Source organism: Streptomyces sp. NPDC057271, from assembly GCF_042668715.1.
GTDB lineage: Bacteria > Actinomycetota > Actinomycetes > Streptomycetales > Streptomycetaceae > Streptomyces.
The window spans coordinates 1-21356 of record NZ_JBHUYJ010000018.1 but is presented as its reverse complement, the minus strand read 5'-3'; the positions used below and the strand labels follow the sequence as shown (position 1 = coordinate 21356).

General features: G+C 68.6%; 19 protein-coding genes and 1 tRNA gene. 13 read left to right on the top strand and 7 right to left on the bottom strand.

What is annotated here, in order from left to right; genetic code table 11:
- Window positions 1–1038: 1038 nt before the first annotated feature.
- Window positions 1039–1581 (bottom strand): GntR family transcriptional regulator, encoded by a 543-nt coding sequence (locus tag ACFUJR_RS11630; protein WP_383450337.1) that lies wholly within the window; start codon window positions 1579–1581, stop codon window positions 1039–1041.
- Window positions 1582–1801: 220 nt separating this feature from the next.
- Here ACFUJR_RS11630 and ACFUJR_RS11625 point away from each other — a divergent pair, with 220 nt between their 5' ends.
- The 9 genes from ACFUJR_RS11625 to ACFUJR_RS11585 all read left to right on the top strand — a co-directional run bounded on the left by ACFUJR_RS11625 (window position 1802) and on the right by ACFUJR_RS11585 (window position 10501).
- On the top strand, window positions 1802–2209 hold the full coding sequence (locus tag ACFUJR_RS11625) for a hypothetical protein (RefSeq protein ID WP_383163707.1): 408 nt from the start codon (window positions 1802–1804) through the stop codon (window positions 2207–2209).
- Entirely contained in the window at window positions 2209–2454 is a 246-nt protein-coding gene (locus tag ACFUJR_RS11620; RefSeq protein WP_383163705.1) for a hypothetical protein, read from the top strand. Before ACFUJR_RS11625 ends, ACFUJR_RS11620 begins: the two co-directional genes overlap by 1 nt.
- A complete protein-coding gene (locus ACFUJR_RS11615; RefSeq protein WP_383163703.1) occupies window positions 2451–2858 on the top strand; it encodes a hypothetical protein in 408 nt (135 codons plus the stop codon). Before ACFUJR_RS11620 ends, ACFUJR_RS11615 begins: the two co-directional genes overlap by 4 nt.
- Window positions 2855–4261: a cell division protein FtsK gene (locus ACFUJR_RS11610; RefSeq protein WP_383163701.1), complete on the top strand. Its 1407-nt coding sequence runs from the start codon at window positions 2855–2857 to the stop codon at window positions 4259–4261. Before ACFUJR_RS11615 ends, ACFUJR_RS11610 begins: the two co-directional genes overlap by 4 nt.
- A 51-nt stretch (window positions 4262–4312) precedes the next feature.
- Window positions 4313–5074, top strand: a complete 762-nt coding sequence (locus ACFUJR_RS11605; protein ID WP_383163699.1) for a DUF2637 domain-containing protein — start codon at window positions 4313–4315, stop codon at window positions 5072–5074.
- A 137-nt stretch (window positions 5075–5211) separates the two neighbouring features.
- Complete coding sequence (locus ACFUJR_RS11600) at window positions 5212–6681, top strand: replication initiator (protein ID WP_367552815.1); 1470 nt, start codon at window positions 5212–5214, stop codon at window positions 6679–6681.
- 20 nt (window positions 6682–6701) lie between these two features.
- Window positions 6702–6875 (top strand): AlpA family transcriptional regulator, encoded by a 174-nt coding sequence (locus ACFUJR_RS11595; protein WP_075268430.1) that lies wholly within the window; start codon window positions 6702–6704, stop codon window positions 6873–6875.
- Entirely contained in the window at window positions 6869–8266 is a 1398-nt protein-coding gene (locus ACFUJR_RS11590) for a site-specific integrase (RefSeq protein WP_367552813.1), read from the top strand. Before ACFUJR_RS11595 ends, ACFUJR_RS11590 begins: the two co-directional genes overlap by 7 nt.
- A gap of 150 nt (window positions 8267–8416) precedes the next feature.
- The gene (locus ACFUJR_RS11585; protein WP_367552812.1) at window positions 8417–10501 is read left to right on the top strand and encodes an AAA family ATPase; all 2085 of its coding nucleotides are present in this window, start codon (window positions 8417–8419) and stop codon (window positions 10499–10501) included.
- A 525-nt stretch (window positions 10502–11026) separates the two neighbouring features.
- Here ACFUJR_RS11585 and ACFUJR_RS11580 read toward each other — a convergent pair.
- The 4 genes from ACFUJR_RS11580 to ACFUJR_RS11565 form a co-directional block, all read right to left on the bottom strand.
- Window positions 11027–11111, bottom strand: a tRNA-Ser gene (locus tag ACFUJR_RS11580).
- Window positions 11112–12007: 896 nt separating this feature from the next.
- Entirely contained in the window at window positions 12008–12205 is a 198-nt protein-coding gene (locus ACFUJR_RS11575; RefSeq protein ID WP_383163696.1) for a hypothetical protein, read from the bottom strand.
- 13 nt (window positions 12206–12218) lie between these two features.
- Window positions 12219–12749: a hypothetical protein gene (locus tag ACFUJR_RS11570; RefSeq protein ID WP_383163694.1), complete on the bottom strand. Its 531-nt coding sequence runs from the start codon at window positions 12747–12749 to the stop codon at window positions 12219–12221.
- Between the two features lie 351 nt (window positions 12750–13100).
- Window positions 13101–14645, bottom strand: coding sequence for a S1C family serine protease (locus ACFUJR_RS11565; RefSeq protein ID WP_383163692.1), 1545 nt, complete (start codon window positions 14643–14645; stop codon window positions 13101–13103).
- Window positions 14646–14822: 177 nt separating this feature from the next.
- Here ACFUJR_RS11565 and ACFUJR_RS11560 point away from each other — a divergent pair, with 177 nt between their 5' ends.
- The 3 genes from ACFUJR_RS11560 to ACFUJR_RS11550 all read left to right on the top strand — a co-directional run bounded on the left by ACFUJR_RS11560 (window position 14823) and on the right by ACFUJR_RS11550 (window position 17865).
- Entirely contained in the window at window positions 14823–15656 is an 834-nt protein-coding gene (locus tag ACFUJR_RS11560; protein WP_383163690.1) for a glycerophosphodiester phosphodiesterase, read from the top strand.
- 96 nt (window positions 15657–15752) lie between these two features.
- Entirely contained in the window at window positions 15753–16355 is a 603-nt protein-coding gene (locus tag ACFUJR_RS11555; protein WP_383163688.1) for an ATP-binding protein, read from the top strand.
- Window positions 16356–16896: 541 nt separating this feature from the next.
- A complete protein-coding gene (locus ACFUJR_RS11550) occupies window positions 16897–17865 on the top strand; it encodes a DUF5926 family protein (RefSeq protein ID WP_383163686.1) in 969 nt (322 codons plus the stop codon).
- Window positions 17866–18085: 220 nt separating this feature from the next.
- On the opposite strand, the gene ACFUJR_RS11545 is transcribed toward ACFUJR_RS11550, so the two are convergent.
- Together ACFUJR_RS11545 and ACFUJR_RS11540 are read right to left on the bottom strand one after the other, a co-directional pair.
- Window positions 18086–18688 carry a hypothetical protein gene (locus ACFUJR_RS11545; RefSeq protein ID WP_383163684.1) on the bottom strand — a complete coding sequence of 201 codons (603 nt, stop codon included), beginning with the start codon at window positions 18686–18688 and terminating at the stop codon, window positions 18086–18088.
- A gap of 256 nt (window positions 18689–18944) precedes the next feature.
- Complete coding sequence (locus ACFUJR_RS11540) at window positions 18945–19625, bottom strand: bifunctional DNA primase/polymerase (RefSeq protein ID WP_383163682.1); 681 nt, start codon at window positions 19623–19625, stop codon at window positions 18945–18947.
- A 379-nt stretch (window positions 19626–20004) separates the two neighbouring features.
- On the opposite strand from ACFUJR_RS11540, the gene ACFUJR_RS11535 reads away from it, so the two are divergent.
- Window positions 20005–21356: SpoIIE family protein phosphatase (locus tag ACFUJR_RS11535; protein ID WP_383450354.1), on the top strand; the 1352-nt coding region annotated here is incomplete at its 3' end.

Here is a 21356-nt window from a genome sequence, read left to right as displayed (position 1 = left end):
GCGTTTCGTTTTTTGGTGGTTGGGAGGGGGGAGGGGGGGGTGTCTGGGCGGGGGGGGGAGGGAGGGTGGGAGGCGTCTTTCGGCTGTCCCCCCCCCCCCCCCGCGGCCCGCGCCAGCGGGCCGCCTTGATCCAGTAAAGAAACTTTGGACAGCTCACCCCTTCGGCGTCTTCGGCCGGTAGGGAGTGGGCTGTTTGCCATGCTTTACCCCGATCACCTCGTAATCAGTCGCTTCATGACGGTCTGTTCGCGGGATCGCCGAAAGATATCCACAGGCTGACCGTTGCATCGTTATGGCCTGCGGAAGATTCAACGGCTCACCTAGCGAAATGTGGCGCAGGTCACAACGTGGCGGTGTCACACCGGTAGGGCTTTTCGGCACCTGTCCCCAGTGCAGGGAGCGATTCGTCGCGGCGGATGTGTCGACTTTCGATGGCCTGCTGTCGCACGCCCTGGAAGGCCCGGAGGCGCTAGATGCGGAAGAGGTGAGAGGTGAGAGGTGATCGGCGTCACATTCACCCGGGGTCACACACACCCCGGGAAACCGACCTCTATGGGCGATCCACTGAAAGCGGGGCGGCGAAACATAGCCGACGATCGCCGGTTACCCAAACCGGCGTTTCTCCAGACCCTTGATGCACTGCCCGGACGACTGGAAGGACGAGCGACATGGGCGCACAGAAGAGGCTCCGTGCCGTACGGCGGGACGCGAAGGAAGGTCGTTGCCCGCCCGGCGGGAGCGCCGAGCCATGGCCCCCGAACTTGTCCGGTACGGCCGGTAGACCTGACTCAACAGCCTCGATGACGGCTTGCCGAGCGGCACGGGCAAGCCCCGATCCGGCGGCGGATGACGGCTGGGCAAGCCTTCGGGCAAGCCCCCGGCGGTTGGCTGATCTCGACACGCAACAACGGCATGACAACGAACGGGTGGAAATGAACGAGCGGGAGCAGCAGGAACTGGCCAGGTCTCTGGCTCAGTTGGGCGAGCGGATGGAGCGCTTGGCCCAGTTGGCGGAAGAGGTGGCGAGCGTCCTGGGCGTTATGACAGGTCCGGTTTCTGCACTGCCTCAAGAACCTGCCGGAAAAGCTGCTCAAGCTGGCCGACCTGCTGCGTGAGAGTTTCCACCTGGCGGGCCAGGGCATTGAACTCCGGGCTGGCGTCCGGGCGGGTCAGCGTTCCCGGTTCGCCGGTGGCCGGCGGTTCCGCTCGCTGCGTGGTCGGCTCGGCCTCGCCGGTGTCCGACTCGCGCCTGAACAGGTCCCGCAGTGAGGGCGGGCTTTCGGGACGGGCCCACACTTCTTTGCGGCCGATCGGCGTTGTGTACCAGGCCGGCGGGGTGTAGCCGCTGGCGGGCTCGCCCGGGTGTTCGGCGTCGCCGGCCTCCTCGCCCTGGGGTGAGAGGACGAAACTGCCCCGGCCCTGCACGGTGTGGATCAGGCCCTCGTCCCGCAGGACGCGCAATGCGCTGCGGGCGGTCATGTTGGCGACCTCGAAGCGCTCTTGCAGTTCGCGGTGGGAGGGGAGCTGCTGGCCAGGCTTCAGGACACCCCGCTCGATCTCGTCGCGCAGCACGTCCGCCATTCGCCGGTAGGGCGGTCGCGTGTCACTGGAGGGCCGTTTCGTCATGGTCCCAGGGTAGCGGCCCCTAGCCCAGCTATCCCGTGTTCTGCCGGGTTCTGCCAACCCACCTAGCCGGACATGGCTAAGTCGCTCACTCCTATTCGCTTGACCTGGCTAGCTGGGCGAGATACTTTCTTCCTCGTCGGGCCCATCAGGGGCCCCGAATCGCAGGAGTGAACGCATGGCTCGCATCCCGGTCCTCGTCAAGCCGACCGACATCTACATCACCGGTACCGGCGACACCCCGAAGATCAAGAACCCGGAGACGGGGGAGATCGCGACCGACCGCGACACGGGGGAGGTCCTCCACACGGTCACCGTGATGCAGATGTCGGAGGGCCGCGCCGAGATCCTCAAGATCACCGTGCCGGTGTCCGGTGTCCCGGCGGGTCTGGTGCCGGGCGTCATGGTCCGTCCGGTGGACCTGATCGCCACCCCGTGGGCCCGCATCTTCAACGGCAGCCTCTCCGACGGCGTCGCCTACCGGGTCACGCGCTTGGAGCTCGTCCAGGCCCCCGCCATGGCCACGCCCGCCGCTCCGGCCGAGACGGCCTCCGAGTCGGCCGCTGCGGCCAAGAAGGCCGCGTAATGGGCGCCACTGCCGGGCGGGGTTCGACCACTCCGCCCGGCGGCGGCGACGGGCCCTCGTCCCTCTCCGCTGACGAGCTGGCTGTCTTCACGGCCCACGGGATCGAACTGGACCCGATCGCCCGGATGCACGTCTCCCGCGCGGTCCATGACGCCCGGATGTCGGTCTACGGCTACGGGATCTGCGCGGACATCAAGGCGTCCATCGAGGACATGAACAAGCAACGGAAGGGGAGGGCACGATGACTCCGGAAGAGATCAACAGCGGCCCCGCTCGGGAGGCCGGCACCCCGGAGGTTCCCGGTTACCCGGTCCTTCTCCCCGAGGAGGGAGACCCCCGGTTCAGCGAGCGGCTGCTGATGGACGTGCACGCTGTGCTGCGGGCGCACGGGTACCCCGAGCTCGGCGATGAGCGGGACCTGGAGCACCTGGAGCTGACGCTCCACTGGTTCCTGTACTCCGAACAGATCAGCGAGCGCACTCGCGCACTGTGGGACCTGATGCGGTCCGCGTCCGACGGGGCGGGGCTGCCACTGGGATCCATGCGGCGGGCACTGGCCACCGCACTTCTGGCACGGCTTGAGGCCGGACAGGACATCAGGGTGTCCATCGAGGACGTGAAGAAGAAGGATTCAGGGAGGGTTCGATGAACGTGGAACAGGTCTTCGGCTCGCTGCCGGTGGTGCTGGTGATCTGCGCCGTGCTGCTGACGGCGTGGGCGATGGTCAAGACGGTCCGCTACGTCCAGGCGGACAAGGAGATGCGCCGGAGCATCCGGCAGGCCGTGAAGATCCGGATGACGTGGACGCGGCTGGCGAAGATGGCCGGGCTGTCGGTCACCGACCGCACCCCGCCCTGGCTGTCCTCCCTCAACACGAGCAAGGGCGCTCCGGAGCCCAAGCCGCGCGAACTGGTCCCGGTGATCAAGACGCAGCCGGACCAGTACGGAGTGATCGTCCACGTGAAGCTGCTGCCGAAGGTCGGGATCAAGGAACTCCAGGACAAGGCCCGGTTCCTGGCCGATGCCTGGGGCTGCGTCCGGGTCGCCGTCGAGGCGGGCAAGCCGGGCCTGGCGACCCTGCGGGCGATCCGTCGCGACCCGTTGGCCGGCCACATCCAGTACGTGCCGACCGGTGAGCCGCCCGCCGACCTGACGGTGTGGCCGGTCGGCCGGGACGAGTACGGCGCCCCGGTCCACGTCGAGCTCAAGAACAAGTCGGGGGCGGTGGTCGCGGGTGGTGTCGGCGGCGGCAAGTCCAACCTGCTCACCGCGCTAGTCTCCTACTTCGGGCCGTCCCCGGCCGTGCAGTTCGCGGTGATCGACGGCAAGGTGTCCGACGCCGCCCATGGTGACTACGCGGACGTGCTGCCCCGTGTGTTCGCGCACGCCGGTCATGACCTGCGGGAGGCCAACGCGCTGCTGCGGCGGCTGGTCAAGCTGCTGCACGACCGCGCCACGATGGCCCGGACGGTGCTGGGCACGTCGAACATGTGGAACGTCGGCCCCAGCGAACAATGGCCACTGGTGTTCGCCGTCATCGACGAGTCGCACACCTTCTTCCACGACCACAAGGGCAGCGACAAGGAGACCCGCGCACTGGCCGCCCTCGCGGCGGAGAACATCCGCCTGACGGGTCTGCTCGTCAAGGGCGGCCGGTCGGTCGGGATCTACACGGTGCCGGCCACCCAGAAGGCGACCGGCGACGCCATCCCCACCTCGATCCGGGACGTGTGCAGCGCCGCCCTGTCCTTCTACCAGCGCACCACCGAAGCATCCGTCGCCGCGCTCGGGGACGACATCCGCAACTGGCCGGACATGGACCCGATCAACCTCCAGGGATCCCAGTACGTGGGCGTCGCCTCCATGGCAGCCGAAGGACGCCCCGGCTTCGTCCGCGTCCGCACCCCCTACCTCGACCCCGCCCACGCCGCCGCCGTCGCCAAGCTCACCGCCCACCTCACCCAGGACCCGACCGAACTGCTGGCCAACCTGACCCCGCCCAACCTGCGCAAGGACGAGCCTCCGGAGGACGACGCCCCCGCCGCAGCCTGAACCCCGGACTCCCACCCGTACCCAACTCCCTCGGAAAGGAGGTGAATTACGTTGACGGAAGACCGGACGACGCAGCGCACCATCACCGTTGTAATGATCCTGATCGCCGCCCTGGCGTTCGTGTTCTCCTTCGGGAACGTCTGGGCCCTGGCCCTGCGCCTGGGAGTCCCGGCCCCCATCGCACCGCTGATCGCGCCCATGGTGGACCTGTCGGTGGTCGGCCTCCTGGTCGCACTGCGCTCCCTGTCCCTGCGCGGAGTCCCGGCCGGTGACCTGCGCTCGGCAACTCGCCTCATGCACCTGTCCGGCCTGCTGACCCTCGCCCTCAACACCGCGCACCCGATCCTGGCTGGACACTACGGACGGGCCGCCCTCGACAGCGTGGCCCCGCTCCTCCTGCTCGGCTGGGGCGCAGTGGGCCCCACCCTGCTGCGGCACTTCCACTCCGTCACCCCCGCCGCCCCGAGTCCCGCACCGGTCCCAGTGCCCGAAACGGTCACGGCACCGGAGCCTGAGCCAGACATCCAGCCGGCCCCGGCCGTGGCGGAACCCGTCGTGGAACCCGTCGCCGAACCCCTGGCACCCCTCGCCGACCCGGCCCCGGCCGCTACTGCCGCACCGGCTCCCGTGGTGAAACCCGCACCGGCTCAGGCGGCCCCCGCGGTGCCGGAGCCGCTGATGAACGCGGCCCGCACCATCGCCGCATCCCACCTGGCCGCACACGGCGAACCCATCACCGCGGTGCAGCTCCGCGCCCGGCTCGGCATCGCCCTGCCGCTCGCCACCGCCGCACACGCGGCCCTGTCGGCCTGACACTCCCGCCGGCCTCCCGGCACCTTCCCCACCCCTGGCCCCCTGGGCCTGACCCATCATGCCCTCGGGCAGCACCACCACCCCTGGCCCGGTGCTGCCCGAGGGCCCTTCCACCAGCGGAAAGGATCCTCCTGCCGATGCCCCGCGACCTCGACCTGCGGCACGTGATCAGCCCCGCTGTCCGGGACCTGATCGAACTGGCCAACCTGGGCGACTTCGACCGCACCCGCGAGCAGATCACCCGCCTGCGCGGCTGCGCCCGACCGATCAACCTCGTCGGCCACACCCACACCCACAACGCCGCCACCGGCGAAACGATCCGCTCGTACTCCACCAGCGACGAACCCACCGGACGCCTGCTGACCCCCTGCGGCAACCGCCGAGCCTCCCGCTGCCCCGCCTGCTCCCGCACCTATGCCGCCGACACCTACCACCTCGTCCGCGCCGGACTCTGCGGCGGCAAGAACGTCCCCGAAACCGTCCGCACCCACCCCCGCGTGTTCCTCACCCTCACCGCCCCCTCCTTCGGCCCCGTCCACAACCGGACCACCAACAAGGACGGCAAGCCCCGCGCCTGCCGCTGCGGCACCCACCACCCCGAGGGAGCCCCCGAACTCGGCACCCCGCTGACTCCGAAGACGTACGACTACACCGGTGCCGTGCTGTGGAACGCCCACGCCGGAGCCCTTTGGGCACGCTTCACCCTCAACCTCCGCCGCGCCCTGGCGGCCCACTTCCGCATCACCCAGAAGGACATGAAGCAGCTCCTGCGCGTCTCCTTCGCCAAGGTCGCCGAATACCAGCAGCGCGGCCTGGTCCACTTCCACGCCGTCGTCCGCTTCGACGGCCCCGACGGCCACACCAGCGCCCCGCCGGCCTGGGCAGGCGTGGACGACCTGCGCACCGCCATCGCCACCGCGGTCAAGAACACCACCCTCACCGTGGCCTCCGACACCATCGGCGACCAGGAGATCAAGTGGGGCAAGAAGTTCAGGGCCGACGAGATCACCGCCCTGGGCGACGGCGAACTCACCGACGCCGCCGTGGCCGGTTACGTCGCCAAGTACGCCACCAAGAGCGCCGAGGACTCCGGCACCGTGGACCGGTCCCTGATCTGCCGGACCTGCTCCGGCCGGGGCACGGTCGGCGGACGAGTGAAGGACCTCTGCCCCGACTGCGATGGCACCCGCCAGGCCGAACCCCTCCGGGACCTGCCCGTGCACCGGCACGTCCGGCAGATGATCCGTACTGCCTGGGACCTGGGCGGCCTGCCCGAATTCGCGGACCTCAAGCTCTGCAAGTGGGCTCACATGCTCGGCTTCCGCGGCCACTTCTCCACCAAGTCCCGCGCCTACTCCACCACCCTCGGTGCCCTGCGCGACGTACGCCGCGCCTGGCGCCTCGCCCAGGCCGATGCTGCCCGCGTCCGCGCCGGCCACTCCGTACCCGCCCCGGACACCGTGCTCATCACCGAGTCCTCCTGGGCCTACCTCGCCTCCGGCTACCGCCCCGGCGAAGAACTCCTCGCCAACCAGACCCGCCACAACATCAACCAGGCCCGCGACGACAAGGAACGGGCCAAGACCGAAGGGGAGGTCTGGCAGTGACCGCCGCACCGACCACCCGCATGCTGACCCTGGGAGAGGCCCTGGCAGAGCTGCGCATGTCCCGGGCCGCCTTCTACCGGCTCCGCGCACGTGGAAGCGCGCCCCGCTGCCTCAAGCTCCCCAACGGTCAGCTCCGCATCCGCCGGGCCGACCTCGACGCCTGGTTCAAGGGCTGCGAGGTGCCCGCGTGCTGACGTACGACGTGAAGATCTGGAGCATCCGTAAGCGCCCCGACCGCGCTGCCGCCTACCAGCTGCGCTGGCGGGTCGGTGCTCAGCCGTTCTCCAAGAGCTACAAGCTCAAGGCCCAGGCGGATGGCCGACGTTCCGAACTGCTCACCGCGCTGCGCAACCGCGAGCAGTTCGACACCGAGACTGGCCTGCCAGCCTCGGAAGTGCTGGCGGCCCAGTCCCCGACGTGGTTCGCCCACGCTCGGGAGTACGTGGTGATGAAGTGGCCGAACGCCTCTGCCAAGCACCGTGCGAGCATCGCGGACGCCTTGGCCACGGTCACCCCGCGCCTGGTCAAGGACAACCGCGGGGCACCCGCACCCCGAGTCCTCCGTGCCGCGCTCTACTCCTGGGCCTTCCGCCTCGTCCTCGACCAGGACGGCGAGCTCGTGGCCCGCGTCGACGCCGAGGAAGCACCGGAACCCATCGTGGCGGCCCTCGACTGGATCGGGCGCAAGTCCGTGGACATCTCGGCCTTGAACACACCGGCCGTCGTCCGGTCCGCCTTGGATGCACTGGCACGCAAGATGGACGGCACCGCTGCGGCAGACAACACGGTGAACCGCAAGGTGCCCGTGTTCAGTAACTGCCTCCGCTATGCCGTCGAGTTGGAACGCCTGCCTTCGCTGCCCCTGGCCAAGGTGGACTGGACACCGCCCGAGACTGACGACGAGATCGACTTTCGATACGTGCCCGGCCCGGCTCTCGCCAGGAAGCTCATCGATGCCGTAGAAGCACAAGGTGATCGTGGACGGCACCTCAAGGCGTTCTTCGGGTGCATCTACTACGCGGCAACCCGCCCCGGCGAGGCCGTGACGCTCCGGAAGTCAGACTTCACCCTCCCCGACGAGGGCTGGGGCCAAGTCGTCCTGTCGTCCAGCTCGGCGCGTGTCGGCTCCGGCTGGACCGATTCGGGCGAGTCGTACGACTCGCGCGGCCTCAAGAAGCGAGCCCGTCGGGCTACCCGCGAGGTACCCATTCCCCCGGTCCTCGTCCGCATGATCCGTGACCACATCAAGGAGTTCGGTACGGCCGAGGACGGACGACTCTTCCGAGCTGTCCGCAGCGGCGGCCTGCTCAGCAAGGAGTACGGAGACATCTGGAAGGCCGCCCGCGAAGCCGTCCTCACCGAGCAAGAAGCCAAGACGCCTCTCGCCGAGGTCCCCTACGGACTCCGCGCCGCCTGCGTCTCCCTCTGGCTGGAGTCCGGCGTCTCCCCGGCCGAGGTCGCCCGCCGCGCCGGCCACAGCATCGCCGTGCTGTTCCGCTTCTACGCGAAGGCCCTCCACCGCAACCAGGACCACGCCAACCAGCAGATTGAGCGTGCCCTTCGTATCGATGACAGGAACCAATGAGGTTATAAGTAGTGAAACTATGCAAAAGGTCCACACCTTTGGGAATTTCAGTGTGCAGCAAGTTGACGACTTGTAAGCTCCGGATGCCAGAGGGGCCACTGTCACCTGTGGGCGGCACCTCGCAGCCAACCCAGCGAGCCCGGGACCGCCATGCGCATTTCAAAGTTTCGCATCGAGAACTTCAGAAGCCTCCGCGATGTTGAAATTCACATATCCAGGTTCGCATGCCTAATCGGCGAGAATAGCGCTGGAAAATCCTCCGTGGTCCAAGCACTGCATACCTTCCTTCAGGGACCAAAGCTCTCGGATTCGGACTACTACGACACGTCTCACCCTGTACGCATTCACGCGACATTCTGCGACGTCAATTCCTCAGATCTGGACCGCCTTGACGACGAGCACCGGAAAAGGATCGAGAAGTATGTAGTCGACGGACAGATGACCCTCATTCGAGAGTATCCACACGACGGCAAGATGCAAGTAAAGATACTCACCCAGGTCCCGACAGAGGATCGCTTTACCAAGCAAGTCATGGAAGAGGTCATATCCGTCAGCGCGGGTGACCATCTGAAAGAGGCCGTCGCGTATCAGTACCCTGAATACCCGATCCCCGATAACGGGAGGGTCACCAAGGTTTCTTTTCGCAATTGGTTTGAGGAGTACTCGCAGACCCTCCCCCCAGAGGCGATGAAAGAGGGCGAGGTCCCTCTTCCCACGGGCATCGCGAGCTCAGCCACTCCTTTCCTCCCTGACGTGATCTACATTCCGGCAGTGAAGGAACTCAGCGACGAACTAAAGACGAGCGAGAGCGCGACCTTCGGAAAACTATTGACCATCCTCTTTGGACAGATCGAACCACAGCTCGGTAAAGTGGCCCAGCTCTTTGACGATCTCCAAAGCGCACTCAACGTCACCGTTGATTCTGAGGGGATAGCAAGAGATGACCGGATGCCGGAAGTTCGTGCCGTAGAGGATGCGATTGAGCGAAATCTCAAGCAATCATTCCCTGGCGCATCAGTGGCCATATCGGTACCCCCTCCCACTCTACGCAGTCTGCTGTCGGGCGCTTCCATCTCTATCGATGATGGCGTAAGCGGCCACTTCAACACAAAGGGAGACGGACTCAAGCGCTCAGTCACGTTTGCCATTCTTCGAGCTTATGTGGAACTCCGGTCTGAAAAACGTGATCAGGCGGAGGCGCGACCGTGCCTGCTCCTATTCGAAGAGCCTGAGGTCTTCCTGCACCCCAGAGCTCAGCGGCAACTCTTCGATGCCCTGAAGATCTTCTCCGAGTACAACGATGTGCTCGTGACGACCCATTCATCGCAGTTCTATTCGGCACACGCCACTGGAACCTTCGTGAAGCTGGTCAAGGACCAGACGCAATCCCCGCCGGCAGGTCAGGCACTATCCATCGACCTAACCAATATGGACGCTCGCGATCAGTTCCAAATCATCACCCAGGAAAACAACGACGCAGCATTCTTCTGCGACGCAGTCCTCCTCGTAGAGGGTGACAGCGATCAGATCCTGATTCCCCATATTGCACGCACGCTCAGCCCAGAGTGGGACTTCAATAAGCGCGGCGTGGCAGTCGCCAAAGTAGGCGGTAAGGGCAGCATTGAGCGATACCGGAAGTTCTTCGAAGCATTCGGGGTGACCGTCTTCGCTCTAACGGACCTGGATTCACTCCTGAAGAGCTTCAACAAACTCGGTGCGAGCGCAGAATCCGCCGCCCTTCGCCAGTCCGTTATGGATAAGCTTCACCAGTTCGCTAAACCAGATTTTTCAGACGACGCAAAGATCAAAAGCGACCACCTTCGAGCTCTCCAGAAGTCACCGGACATAAAGTCCATCTGGGAGAGCGTCACCCAGAGAGCAGCGGACCACAAGAACGGTCTCTGCGAGTGGGATGACCTCGCTAAGGAGGTGGAGATCTTCTTCTCTCACGCGAACTCGCAAAAGCGGCTTGATGAGCTAGCAGCAGCCGATCCTCCCGAGCTATTCGAAGCCAAGATGAGGCTGACTGACAGCCTTCGCGCAGAAGGCATCTTCGTGCTGCAAAAGGGTGCGATCGAAAGCTACTACCCTGACTCAATTAAGGGCGAAAAGATTGCTAAGGCACAGTCCTTCTGCGACACCTACACGACCGCGGATGAACTCAGAAAACTAGATTCGTTTGCCGGGGATCCTGAAAGTGAGTTCGACTTGATATTCAAGAGAATATTCGGTTGAACATAGGATCAATCGTTCGGTCTCTGCCCGCGGCCGTGCTTGGCCCCTGAGGATTGGTCCTAAATAGTCATGGAGTTCCCTCAGGTATGACGGGCCGCCGCAGGGCTCGCTGGTCTACCCAGCGAGGCCGAGTTGTGCGTCCCTGCGATGCCAAGCATGACGGGGTGGACGCGGGCAAAGACATGTGCGGTGCAGGTGCGGACTACTCGTGGATCGTGCTGTGCCCCTGCGCGCCTACGCCCGCTCGGGCAGGGCCCAGCCCCTCGCGCCGGCAGTGAAGCATGACGAGCCTGGCGCCGTCGGTGATCGTGAGTGTCTTGCCGACGGCGTCCTTGGTGCCGAAACCCTCGCACGCCTCGCGGTCGTTGCGGCGCGGTTACGTGGCGCGCTTCTTGGTCCACGCCTGGTCCACACACCATGATCCAAAGCGGCACACAGGCGGTTCAGGGTGAGACAGGCCCCCACGACAAAGGGGTGTCCCTGGTCGGGACACCCCTTCTGATCAGCGCGTTGCCTGACCTGCTGCGGTGGGTGTGGGATTTGAACCCACGGTGACTCGCGCCACGACGGTTTTCAAGACCGTTCCCTTAGGCCGCTCGGGCAACCCACCCACGCCCCGCCTCACGTGCTGCGGAGCGGGCTACAGCCTACCGGGTGGGCGCATCCGGCAGGTAAGTCTGACCACAGGTTGACCACGGGTCGGACGGCTGACCACGGAGCCCGCATCGACTGGAGTGCACCGGAGACGGACGATGAGGTCGCCTTCCGGTACGTCCCGGAGCCGAAGATGGCCCGCGAGCTCATCGACGCCGTCCGAGCCCAGGGACCGCGCGGCGGGCACCTGTACGCGTTCCTCGGGTGCATGTACTACGCCGCGAACCGTCCGTCGGAGGTGGCCGACCCGAAGAAGTCGGACCTCGTACTGCCGGAGGAGGGGTGGGGCGAGATGATCCTTGCCGGCAGCCGCCCGGAGGTCGGCTCCGGCTGGACCGACGACGGCAAGCCGTACGAGGAACGCGGCCTGAAGCGCCGCGCCCGCCGCGCCACCCGCCCCGTACCCATCCCGCCGGTCCTCGTCCAGATGCTCCGCGACCACATCGAGACTCAGGGAACTGCCCTGACGGCCGCCTCTTCCGGGCTGTGCGCGGGGGCCGGGGCCGGTCGAACGAGTACACCGAGATCTGGCAGAAGGCCCGCCGCAAGGTCCTCTCCTGGAAGGGTCGGAAGACGCCGCGCGCCGAGAAGCCGTACTCACTCCGCCACGCGGGCATCTGCCTGTGGATCAAGGCGGGCACCGACCCGATCGAAGTCGCCATCCGCGCCGGTCACGTCGCGGTCCTCCGGCGCTTCTCCGCGAAGCTCCTCCGCGGACAACAGCACCAGGCCAACACCCTCGTCGATATGGCCCCGGGGGAAGGCCGCAGCCCCGACACCTCTTCATCGTTCCTGACGACCGAGGGGGAGAAGCTCACGCCCCTCCCCCCTTGGCTGCCGACGTCTCGGCTGTCAGCGTCTTCTGCGTCCCTTACCCGCCAACCAGGCGATGAAGAGCCCGCCCGGTACAGCGACAGCCGCGAAGAGGAGCAAGGCCTGGCCGAGATTTCCATCCGGCGCATTCATCTGGTTGTGAACGAGCAGGCCCAGGAAGAAGATGAAAATCGCAGTGATGGCGCCGATCGACGTCGTCCTACGGTCAGTCATCATCGCCCCAGCCCTCTCAGTAACACTTGCCCCCGCGCGGCTTGCCCGTGTAGGAGAACTTCAACTCCACACCGTTCTTGCACTTCGCAATGCCCTCAGCGCCGAGCGTCGCTATGTAAGTGTAGACACCGGCGGCGACGGCACCACCGATGCCGCCGGTGATCGCGCCGATGATGCCCGCCGCAGTAGCCGCCGAACCATAGTTGATGGCCGTGGCCTGCGACTTGCTCAACTTCACGTAGACGTACCAGCCGAGCGTGACGCCTCGCTTGACCCGCGTGGGTCCGCCGTCCTCGGGCGGAATGTCACCCCGTACAACCTGGACGACGTCGGAGTCCTTGAAAGCCTCAACGGCTTCCTCGTAGGTGTAACCCTGGGACGCCAGATCGAGGTAGGCGCCACCCTGGCCGTCGGTGCTGACGACCGCCGCAGGACGCGCCGCGGACTGCTGCGTCGCGGAAGCCGCCGGCGCGACAGCGGACAGAGTCGCCAAGGTGAGCGCGAGCGCACAAGTCGACTTGATTGCACGGGACTTGACAGTGAACAATCTTCCCCCCAGGAAGACGTACGCGGGATCACCGCGCGTTCGTGACTCCATGCGTGGAGGTCAGCCACGCATGGACGGATCACTTGACCATATACAAATGATCTTCAACCGGTCATGACGCCTGCGGCAGGCCGCCCGGCCCCGCGGCCGGCCTGAACCGAGTTGGCCACGCGAACAGATCCACAGCCGGGTGGCGGCATACGGCGGGGATGGACGGGCGGGTCAGGCCCGCCGGGCCTCCGCGAGGGCGCGTCGCGTTCGTGTGTCGGTCCGGCTCCGAGCGGCCCCGGGGGCCGAATACCCCCCGCGCCGGGTCCCGTTCAGGACCACGCGGGGGGTACGGGGTGGCGGTCAGTTGTCGCCCGTGCGTTCGCCGAGGGTGACCGTGGTGGTCGCCTCCTTGCCGTCGCGCTCGTAGGTGATCTTGATCGAGTCGCCCGACCTGTGGGTCCAGATCTCGCTGATCAGCGTCGGACCGCTGTCGATCTGGCGGTCGCCGAAGCCCGTGATCACATCGCCGGGCTTCAGGCCCGCCTGCGCCGCCGGGCCGTTCGGGACGACGGCGGGCGTGCCGCCCGCGCCCTCGTCGGCGATCGTGGCGCCCTCGCCCTTCTCGGTCATGTTCACCGTCGCACCGATCACCGGATACACCGGCTTGCCCGTCTTGATCAGCTGCTCGGCCACGTTCTTGGCCTGGTTGACCGGAATGGCGAAGCCGAGGCCGATCGAGCCCGCCTGCGTCTGGCCGAAGCCGTTGCCGGTGGACTGGATCGCCGAGTTGATGCCGATCACCGAGCCGCTCGCGTCCAGCAGCGGGCCGCCGGAGTTGCCCGGGTTGATCGAGGCGTCCGTCTGCAGGGCGCTCATGTACGAATTGCTGCCGCCCGAACCGTCGCCCGACGCCACCGGGCGGTTCTTGGCGCTGATGATGCCCGTCGTCACCGTGTTCGACAGGCCGAAGGGCGCGCCGATGGCGATCGTCGAGTCGCCCACAGCGACCTTGTCGGAATCGCCGAGCGCGAGCGGAGCCAGCCCCTCCGGCGCGTTCTTCAGCTTCAGGACGGCCACGTCGTAGCCCTCCGCGCGGCCCACCACCTCCGCGTCGTACGTCTTGCCGTTCGAGAAGGTCGCCGAGAGCGTGCCGCCCTCCGCCGCGGACGCCACCACGTGGTTGTTGGTGACGATGTGGCCTTCCTTGTCGTAGACGAAGCCGGTGCCCGTACCGCCCGCGCCCTCGCTGTCACCGCCGGCGCCGCCGGACTTCGCCTGGATGGTGACGACGCTCGGCAGCGCCTTGCCCGCCACCGCCGCGACCGTGCCGGGGTCGCGTTTGAAGGCCGCCGGCGAGTCGCCCGCGGTCACCGTCGTCGAGCTGATCGACTCGTCGCCGCGCTCGGCCGCCCAGTACCCGATGCCGCCGCCGACGCCACCGGCGACCAGGGCCGCCACGAGGACCGCCGCGACCAGGCCGCCGGTCCGCTTGCGCGGAGCCTTCGGCACGGGTGGGACGGGCGCGCCCCAGGCCGCCACGGGCGGCGGAGGCGGCGGCCAGCCCCCCGCCCCGGCCCCGGCTGCCACCTGGGCGGGTGCCTGGGCGGATGCGTGGGCATGCGCCTGGGTCTGGGCCTCGGGGTGAGCCGCGGCCGGGGCGTGAGCGGGCGCCTGGGGGTGGGCCTCGGCCGGGGCCGGGGCGTGGGCGGGCGCCTGAGGGTGGGGATGGGGCTGGGGATGGGGCTGGGGCTGAGTCGGTGCCTGGGTGTCCGCCGCGCTCTGAGCGCTCTCCGTCGCCGGCTCGGGAGCGGCAGGCGGGGCGACGGGGGGCGTGGGAGGGGCGGGAGGGGCGGACGGGGCACTCGGGTCCGCCGGAACCTTGGTGCCCTCGTTCTCGGTGCTCACAGCTCTCTCCTCGTTCACTGCACGGGTGGATGCCATCTCTAGGGTGCTGCGAACAGCTTTTCCCACAGGCTGTCAGGCCACTGTAAGACGGAGCTGTGCATCCGCACCCCATTCTTTATATACGGACAGAATGGACGCGGTCCGATACGTCCGCCCCGCCAATGGCACCATGACGCGGTGACCCACGCACGGCAGCACCCCCGGCCGCATCCGAACCCCGCCCCCGTCCAGGTGGTGGCGCACCGCGGAGCCTCCGAAGACGCCCCGGAGCACACCCTCGCCGCCTACGTGAAAGCCATCGAGGACGGCGCCGACGCCCTCGAGTGCGACGTCAGGCTCACTGCCGACGGCCACCTCGTCTGCGTCCACGACCGCCGCGTCGACCGCACCTCCAACGGCCGCGGCGCCGTCTCCGCCCTGGAGCTCGCCGACCTCGCCGCCCTGGACTTCGGCACGTGGCGGGGCCGGGAGGAAGCGGGCGAGAGCCCGGACTGGAAGGACTCCGGACTCACCTCCGTACTCACCCTGGAACGCCTCCTGGAGCTCGTCTCCGACGCCGGACGCCGCGTCGAGCTGGCCATCGAGACCAAGCACCCCACCCGCTGGGCGGGCCAGGTCGAGGAGCGGCTGCTCCACCTGCTCAAGCGCTTCGGCCTCGCGGAGCCGGAGGCACCGGAGGACTCTCCCGTACGGATCATGAGCTTCTCGGCGCGCTCGCTCTCCCGGATCGCCACCGCCGCACCGACCCTGCCCACCGTCTCGCTGGCACAGTTCGTGACCCCCCGACTGCGCGACGGAAGACTGCCGGCAGGCGCGCGGATCGCAGGACCGTCGATCCGCATCGTCCGCCACCACCCCGCCGTCATCCTTCGGCTCCAGAAGGCGGGCCACCAGGTCCATGTATGGACGGTGGACGAACCGGAGGACGTCGAACTCTGCGAGCGGCTCGGCGTGGACGCGATCATCACCAACCGGCCCAAGCAGGTGCTGTCCCAGTTGGGCCGCATTTGATCCCATTTCCCTCCTGACGCGTCCTCTCATTCCCCACCCGCCACACGGCTTACAGGGAGTGCACCGGCGCGTTCAGTCCGTACTCGATCGTCACGAGTGCGTCACCGCACGCTCATGAGGCGGTTTCCGGTCCAGGCCATCGGGGCATCCACACCGTGGCGTGGGGCAAAGGAGGTCTCGGGGGTGGCGTTGGTGGTGGCACAAGAGGTGCCCACGTCGTCGAGCATGGCCGTACCCCATGGCCCTGCGGGCGTGGGTGAGGCGAGACACCGTATGCGGGAGCAGCTGAGCCGCAGCGGGATGTCCGAATCGGTCGTCGACGATGCGGTACTGATCCTTTCCGAGCTGCTCAGCAATGCCTGCCGGCACGGCAGGCCGCTGGGGCGGGCGGAGGTGGGCGACGGGGATGTCCGTGCGGCCTGGCATGTCGATCCGTCGGGTGGTCTGACGGTCGAGGTGACGGACGGCGGTGGTCCCACGCGGCCTGTTCCGTCGACGCCCTCGGTCACCGCGCGCGGTGGCCGCGGGCTGAACATCATCAGTGCGCTGGCCAAGGACTGGGGCGTACGGGACAACGCGTCCGGCGAGGTTACGGTCTGGGTGGTCGTCACCGAAGGCCGTCGCCGCGAGGACTTCGCCGCGCGGGTCGGCGGCGGCCAGGGCTTCGAGTTCCTGGACGCCTACGACGACCTGGACTGACCCGGCCCCGGGGACGGGCCCGCCGGTCCCTACGTGGACCCCGGGCCCGCCGGGCCTGACGTGGACCCCGGGACAGTCCCTACGTGGACCCCGGGCCCGCCGACCTGACGTGGACCCCGGGACAGTCCCTACGCGGGCCCGGGACAGTCCCTACGTGGACCCCGGCAAGGCCCCCCCGCCGGCCGGGGCACAGGTCCCGGCACAGGCCCAGGCGCGCGCCCGGCACAGGCCGGGCAAGCGCCCGACGTAGACCGGGCAAGCGCCCGACGTAGACCGGCGGCCAGACCCCGGCACGGGTCCCGGCACAGGCCCGACCTGGGTCCCCGACGCTGACCCCGGCCGGTCCCGGCACAAGCCCGACCTGGACCCGGCCAGGACACCGGCGCCGACCCCGGCACGAGTCCCTGCGGGGACCCCGCCCCGGGAACGTGTCCGCCTGAGTCCCTCGGCGCTTCCGTACGGCTAGGCTCGCCCGACACAGAGCCGTGCACCGAGCGCGGCCTGCACCACACGCACTGCCGCTATCGGGAGAAGCCACACCATGGCCAAGAAGCGCCCCCAGACGAAGACCGTCAAGGCACAGGTCACGAACGGGGAGATCCCGGTCGTCGGTGCGCGCGAGCCGTGCCCCTGCGGGTCGGGCCGCCGCTACAAGGCGTGTCACGGCCGGGCCGCCGCGCACGCCGTGACCGAGCTGGTCCAGCGCCCCTTCGAGGGGCTGCCCGGCGAGTGCGACTGGGTCGCGCTGCGCGAGCTGGTGCCCGCCGCCACCGTTCCGCTCACCCTCAAGGACGGGCTGCCCGAGGGCGTGCCGTCCGTGACGCTCGCGACCGTACTGCCCATGGCCTGGCCCGCGCTCCGCCGCGACGACGGCTCGGTGCTCCTCGCCCTGCAGAACGACTCCTCCTCCGGTGACCTCGCCCGCGACCTCGCCGACACCCTCCAGCGCGCCCTGGAGACGGAGCCGGGGACTCCGGTCTCCGGCCGTCGCGTTCCGGCCGAAGGCCCGCGTCTGCAGGATCTGCTCGACCCGAACAGCGATTTCGCGCCGGTCGTGCACACGGGCTTCGAATTCTGGATTCCGGAGTCCTCCGAGAACTCCAACCCGGAGGTCAGCGCCTCCCTGGAGCGCGCCAACGCCGCCGCCATCCCCACCGTCAAGCTGACCGGTGTGGACGCGGCGTACTGGTGCGAGACCCCGGAGAAGAACCACCTGCGCTGGGTCATGCCGTACCCCGAGGAGAAGCTCCTCGACGCGCTCGCCCGCCTGCACGCCGCCGGTACGTCCTCCCTCGGCGACGACACCCGTCTCGTCGGCTCGTTCCGGGCCCACGGCCTGATGGTCCCGGTCTGGGACCTGCCGACCTCGATGCGCGCCGAGGACTGCGAGAAGCCGGCCGCCGAGTTCGCCGAGCGGCTCGCGGCGGCGCTGGCCACCGACGCTCCGCTCACCCCGGAAGAGCGTCGCGCCCGTGGCGGGCTCACCAACCGTCAGGTCACTCTGAGCTGAACCCCTGGCGCTTGTGGTGACGGTGCGGACTGACAGACCAACCAGTCGGTGACTTCCGCCACAACTCCTCGTGCGGCCAGGTAAATCCCTGTCCGAATAACCGAGATCGAATTTGCGAACCGCAGATCTCTTGTTACCGTTCTAGAAGCCCGGTCGCTGGTGCATCCCCCGTCGCCAGCGATCGGGTCTTCTCATGCCCGGACGGATCCCGTCCCGAGGCTCAACTGCCGCCCGACGCAGCCATGTTGCTTCCCGCTCGCAGCAGCAGCGGCGTGCTGCCTCCCTCTCCCGAACCCGCGAATTCCGCCACGGCCGAATATGCCGAAGCCGCACCCCGCGAGCGCTCCCGCGGCGTCTCGCACGCCCCCGGTTCATCCCGTGCGGGAACAGCGCAACGCACTTGTACGGTCCGCCCTCCGGGCCCCATGAGGGTGAGCAGGGAGTCGAGCTGCTGGCCGCCCGCGTTGCGGTAGTACGTACGCGCCCACGTGTCGGGGCCCTCCGTCAGCACGCACGTCTGCGCCTCGATCCCGTCGGGAGAGGTCAGATCGGGACCGCAGTGCGAGGCGCGGCCTGGAACGTCCGACGGGGCCCGTTCGGCCGACGGGGAGGAGGACTCGGGCGCGGGGGTCGGCGGGGCCTTCGGGGCTCCGAGGCCGAGCCCCGGCAGCAGTCCGCCTTCGGCCCGCCGCTCTGCCTCCTCCGCGCGCGGCTTGGCATCACCGTCCGGGTCCGGACCGGCGGCCTCGCCGGCGAGGGCGACCAGGGGCAGGAACACGGCACACACCACGGCGGCCCCGAGCCCGATCATGCGGAGATTCATGGGACCCACCTGCCCGGCTGGCTGCGACGTGTGAACGGTGGGGCGAAGATATCGGCGGATCGGCGGCGCACGGCGCGCCGCGCGCCCAATTCCCGTACAAGTCGGGCCGCCTCACACCCGTACGGGTGAGGCAGCCCCCCGAAGCACCGCACGTCCGGGCCCCCGCGTGCCCCCCCCCTACAGGTCGGCACCCGGCCGTCCCCGACCGTCTCCCCGACCGTCCCCGACCGTCTCCCTGACCGTCCCCCGACGGTCGTCAGTACGCGAGCCTGCTGCCGCCGCCCGGCGCTCCCGTGCTCGCCTCCACCAGCGCGTCCACGACCGCCTCCACGTCGGGCAGCCAGGGCCGGGCCGAACCCTCCAGCGGCGCACGCTCCCAGCGGACCTGTCCCGTCCCCGCGACCGACGGCGGCAGCAGCAGATAGCCGCCCTCGCCGTGGAACCGCAGCGAACTGGGCACGCTGTCCTTCGCGTAGAGGAGTTCGCCCAGCTGTTCCAGGCCGTACGGGGCGACGAGCAGCGACCAGCGCGTGGGCGTCGCCACCACCGGTCCGAGCCGCATGCCCATCGCGTCGAGTGCCACCAGGGCACGCGCCCCCGCGACGGCCGGCAGGCTCACCGCGCACGGCGCGGCGCCTCCCGTGGCCAGGACGACCGGGGCGTCCGCGCGCCTGGTCCACCACCAACGGATCATGCGCTCGTCGGTGGTCGCCGCGAGCAGTCCGGGGTCGAAGGGGTGCGCGCCGGGGACGACACACCCCGGGTCGGGGCAGGCGCAGCCTGGCCCTCTGGACGTGCGGGTCGTCGCCTTCAGCCCCACGCCGGGCAGTACGGGCCAGCCCCACTCGGTGGCGCAGACGAGCGCCGCGTCGAGATGGACGGTCCTTTCCCTGCGCCGGAACCGGAACCTGCGTCGCCTTCCGAGGATCTCGCGCATGAGCGCTCGTTCCTTTCCATTGAACGCCGAATCCACATCACACCATGTGCAGATCACTTCACTGTGCGTATCAGCGCGTACAAGGTCGGCGGTTCACCGCCCCGTGGTGGGGCGGGAGGGGCCGAGCTGAGGCTCGTCGTCCATTGAAGGGGCGCGGCCTGCGGCGGTGAGGACGCCCAGGCACCCTGCCAGGTTCCGGGGCGGTTCCAACTGCCCCTGGCCATCACCGATTACGTACCCATCACGTTCAAATCAACGCGCTTTCAAACGACGCCAGTCGACCGCAAAAGGTGCGCCGCGGGGGTAATTTTCGGCCAACTTGGCCTGCACTTCAACCCTTCTGCCAAACCCCACGGACACCACAAGTCCCGTGGGGACAATGCTGGACATCGCTCCTCTTGTGCGTGTACATGTGGATGCATTGCTAGCGGCGCAGATTGACATGGGGGTTTGCGATGCTATGGAGCGAAACGCACCCGTCGGAAAGCCGGCCGACATGAGCGCCCCACACCTGCCGAAAGTGGCTGGAATCGATGCCACGGTTCCCTCGCCCGCGCACACTACCGCGCCTGTTCCGCCCGTACACCCGTCCGTATCGAACCTCCCCGCCATCCCCGGCGCGATGATCCAGGACCGGCTGGCCGGCTGGGTCTCCGACCTCACCACCCTGCACGAACTCACCGAACGCCTGATCAGGACCGGTTCGCTGGACGAAGCGCTGCGCGAGGTGCTGCGCGCCGGAGCTGCCCTCGTCGGCGCCCGCCGCGGCATGGCCGTCCTCGAACCCGGGGACGGTCTCGGCCCCACCTCCACCATCGGTCTCGGACTCGCCCATGCCGACCTCGGCACCATCGAGACCGTGCCGCGCAGCGCCACCTCGTACGGCCGCATCCTCGACGGCCTCCCCGAACCGGCCCCCACACGGGCTGTCCCGGACCCGGCCGGCGCCCCCGGCTTCCCCGAACCGACCGGCGCCCCCGGCTTCCCCGATCCGGTCGCCTCGTCCCACCCGGCCTCGTCCCACCCGGCCTCGTCCCACCCGGCCCCGGCGCCCCACCACCCGATGACCGTTCCCGATCCGATCGCCGTCCCCGACCTGCTCGGGGAGGCGGAGCTCGACCCCCGCCAGCGCGAGGTCGCCGCCCGGCTCGGCTACGCCGCCAGCTACGCCCTCCCCCTCGCCACCGAGGCGGCGGGGAAACTCGGCGCCGTCGTCTGGCTCTACGACGAACCCGCCGAACCCGCCGAACGCCAGCGCCACCTCGTCGGCCTCTACAGCCGCCACGCCACCGAACACCTCGCCCGCCTCCTGGAGCTGGAACGGGCCCGCGTCCAGGTCGCCACCGTCGCCGAGGAGTTGCTGCCCAGCCGCCTCCCCCGGGTGCCGGGCGTCCAGCTCGCCGCCCGCCACCGCACCGGCCCCCGGGGCGGCGGCGACTGGTACGACGCACTGCCGCTGCCCGAGGGCGCACTCGGTCTCGCCGTCGGCTCCGTCTCCGGGACCGGCCCCAGCGCGCTCGCCGCCATGGGCCGCCTGCGCGCCTCCCTGCGCGCGTACGCGGTCATGGAGGGCGAGGACCCCGTCGCCGTCCTCTCCGACCTGGAGCTTCTGCTCCGCCTCACCGAGCCCGCCCGCTCGGCCACCGCGCTCTTCGCCTACTCCGAGCCGAAGCAGCGCAGACTCGTCCTCGCCGGAGCCGGGCACACCCCGCCACTGATCATCGGCGACCC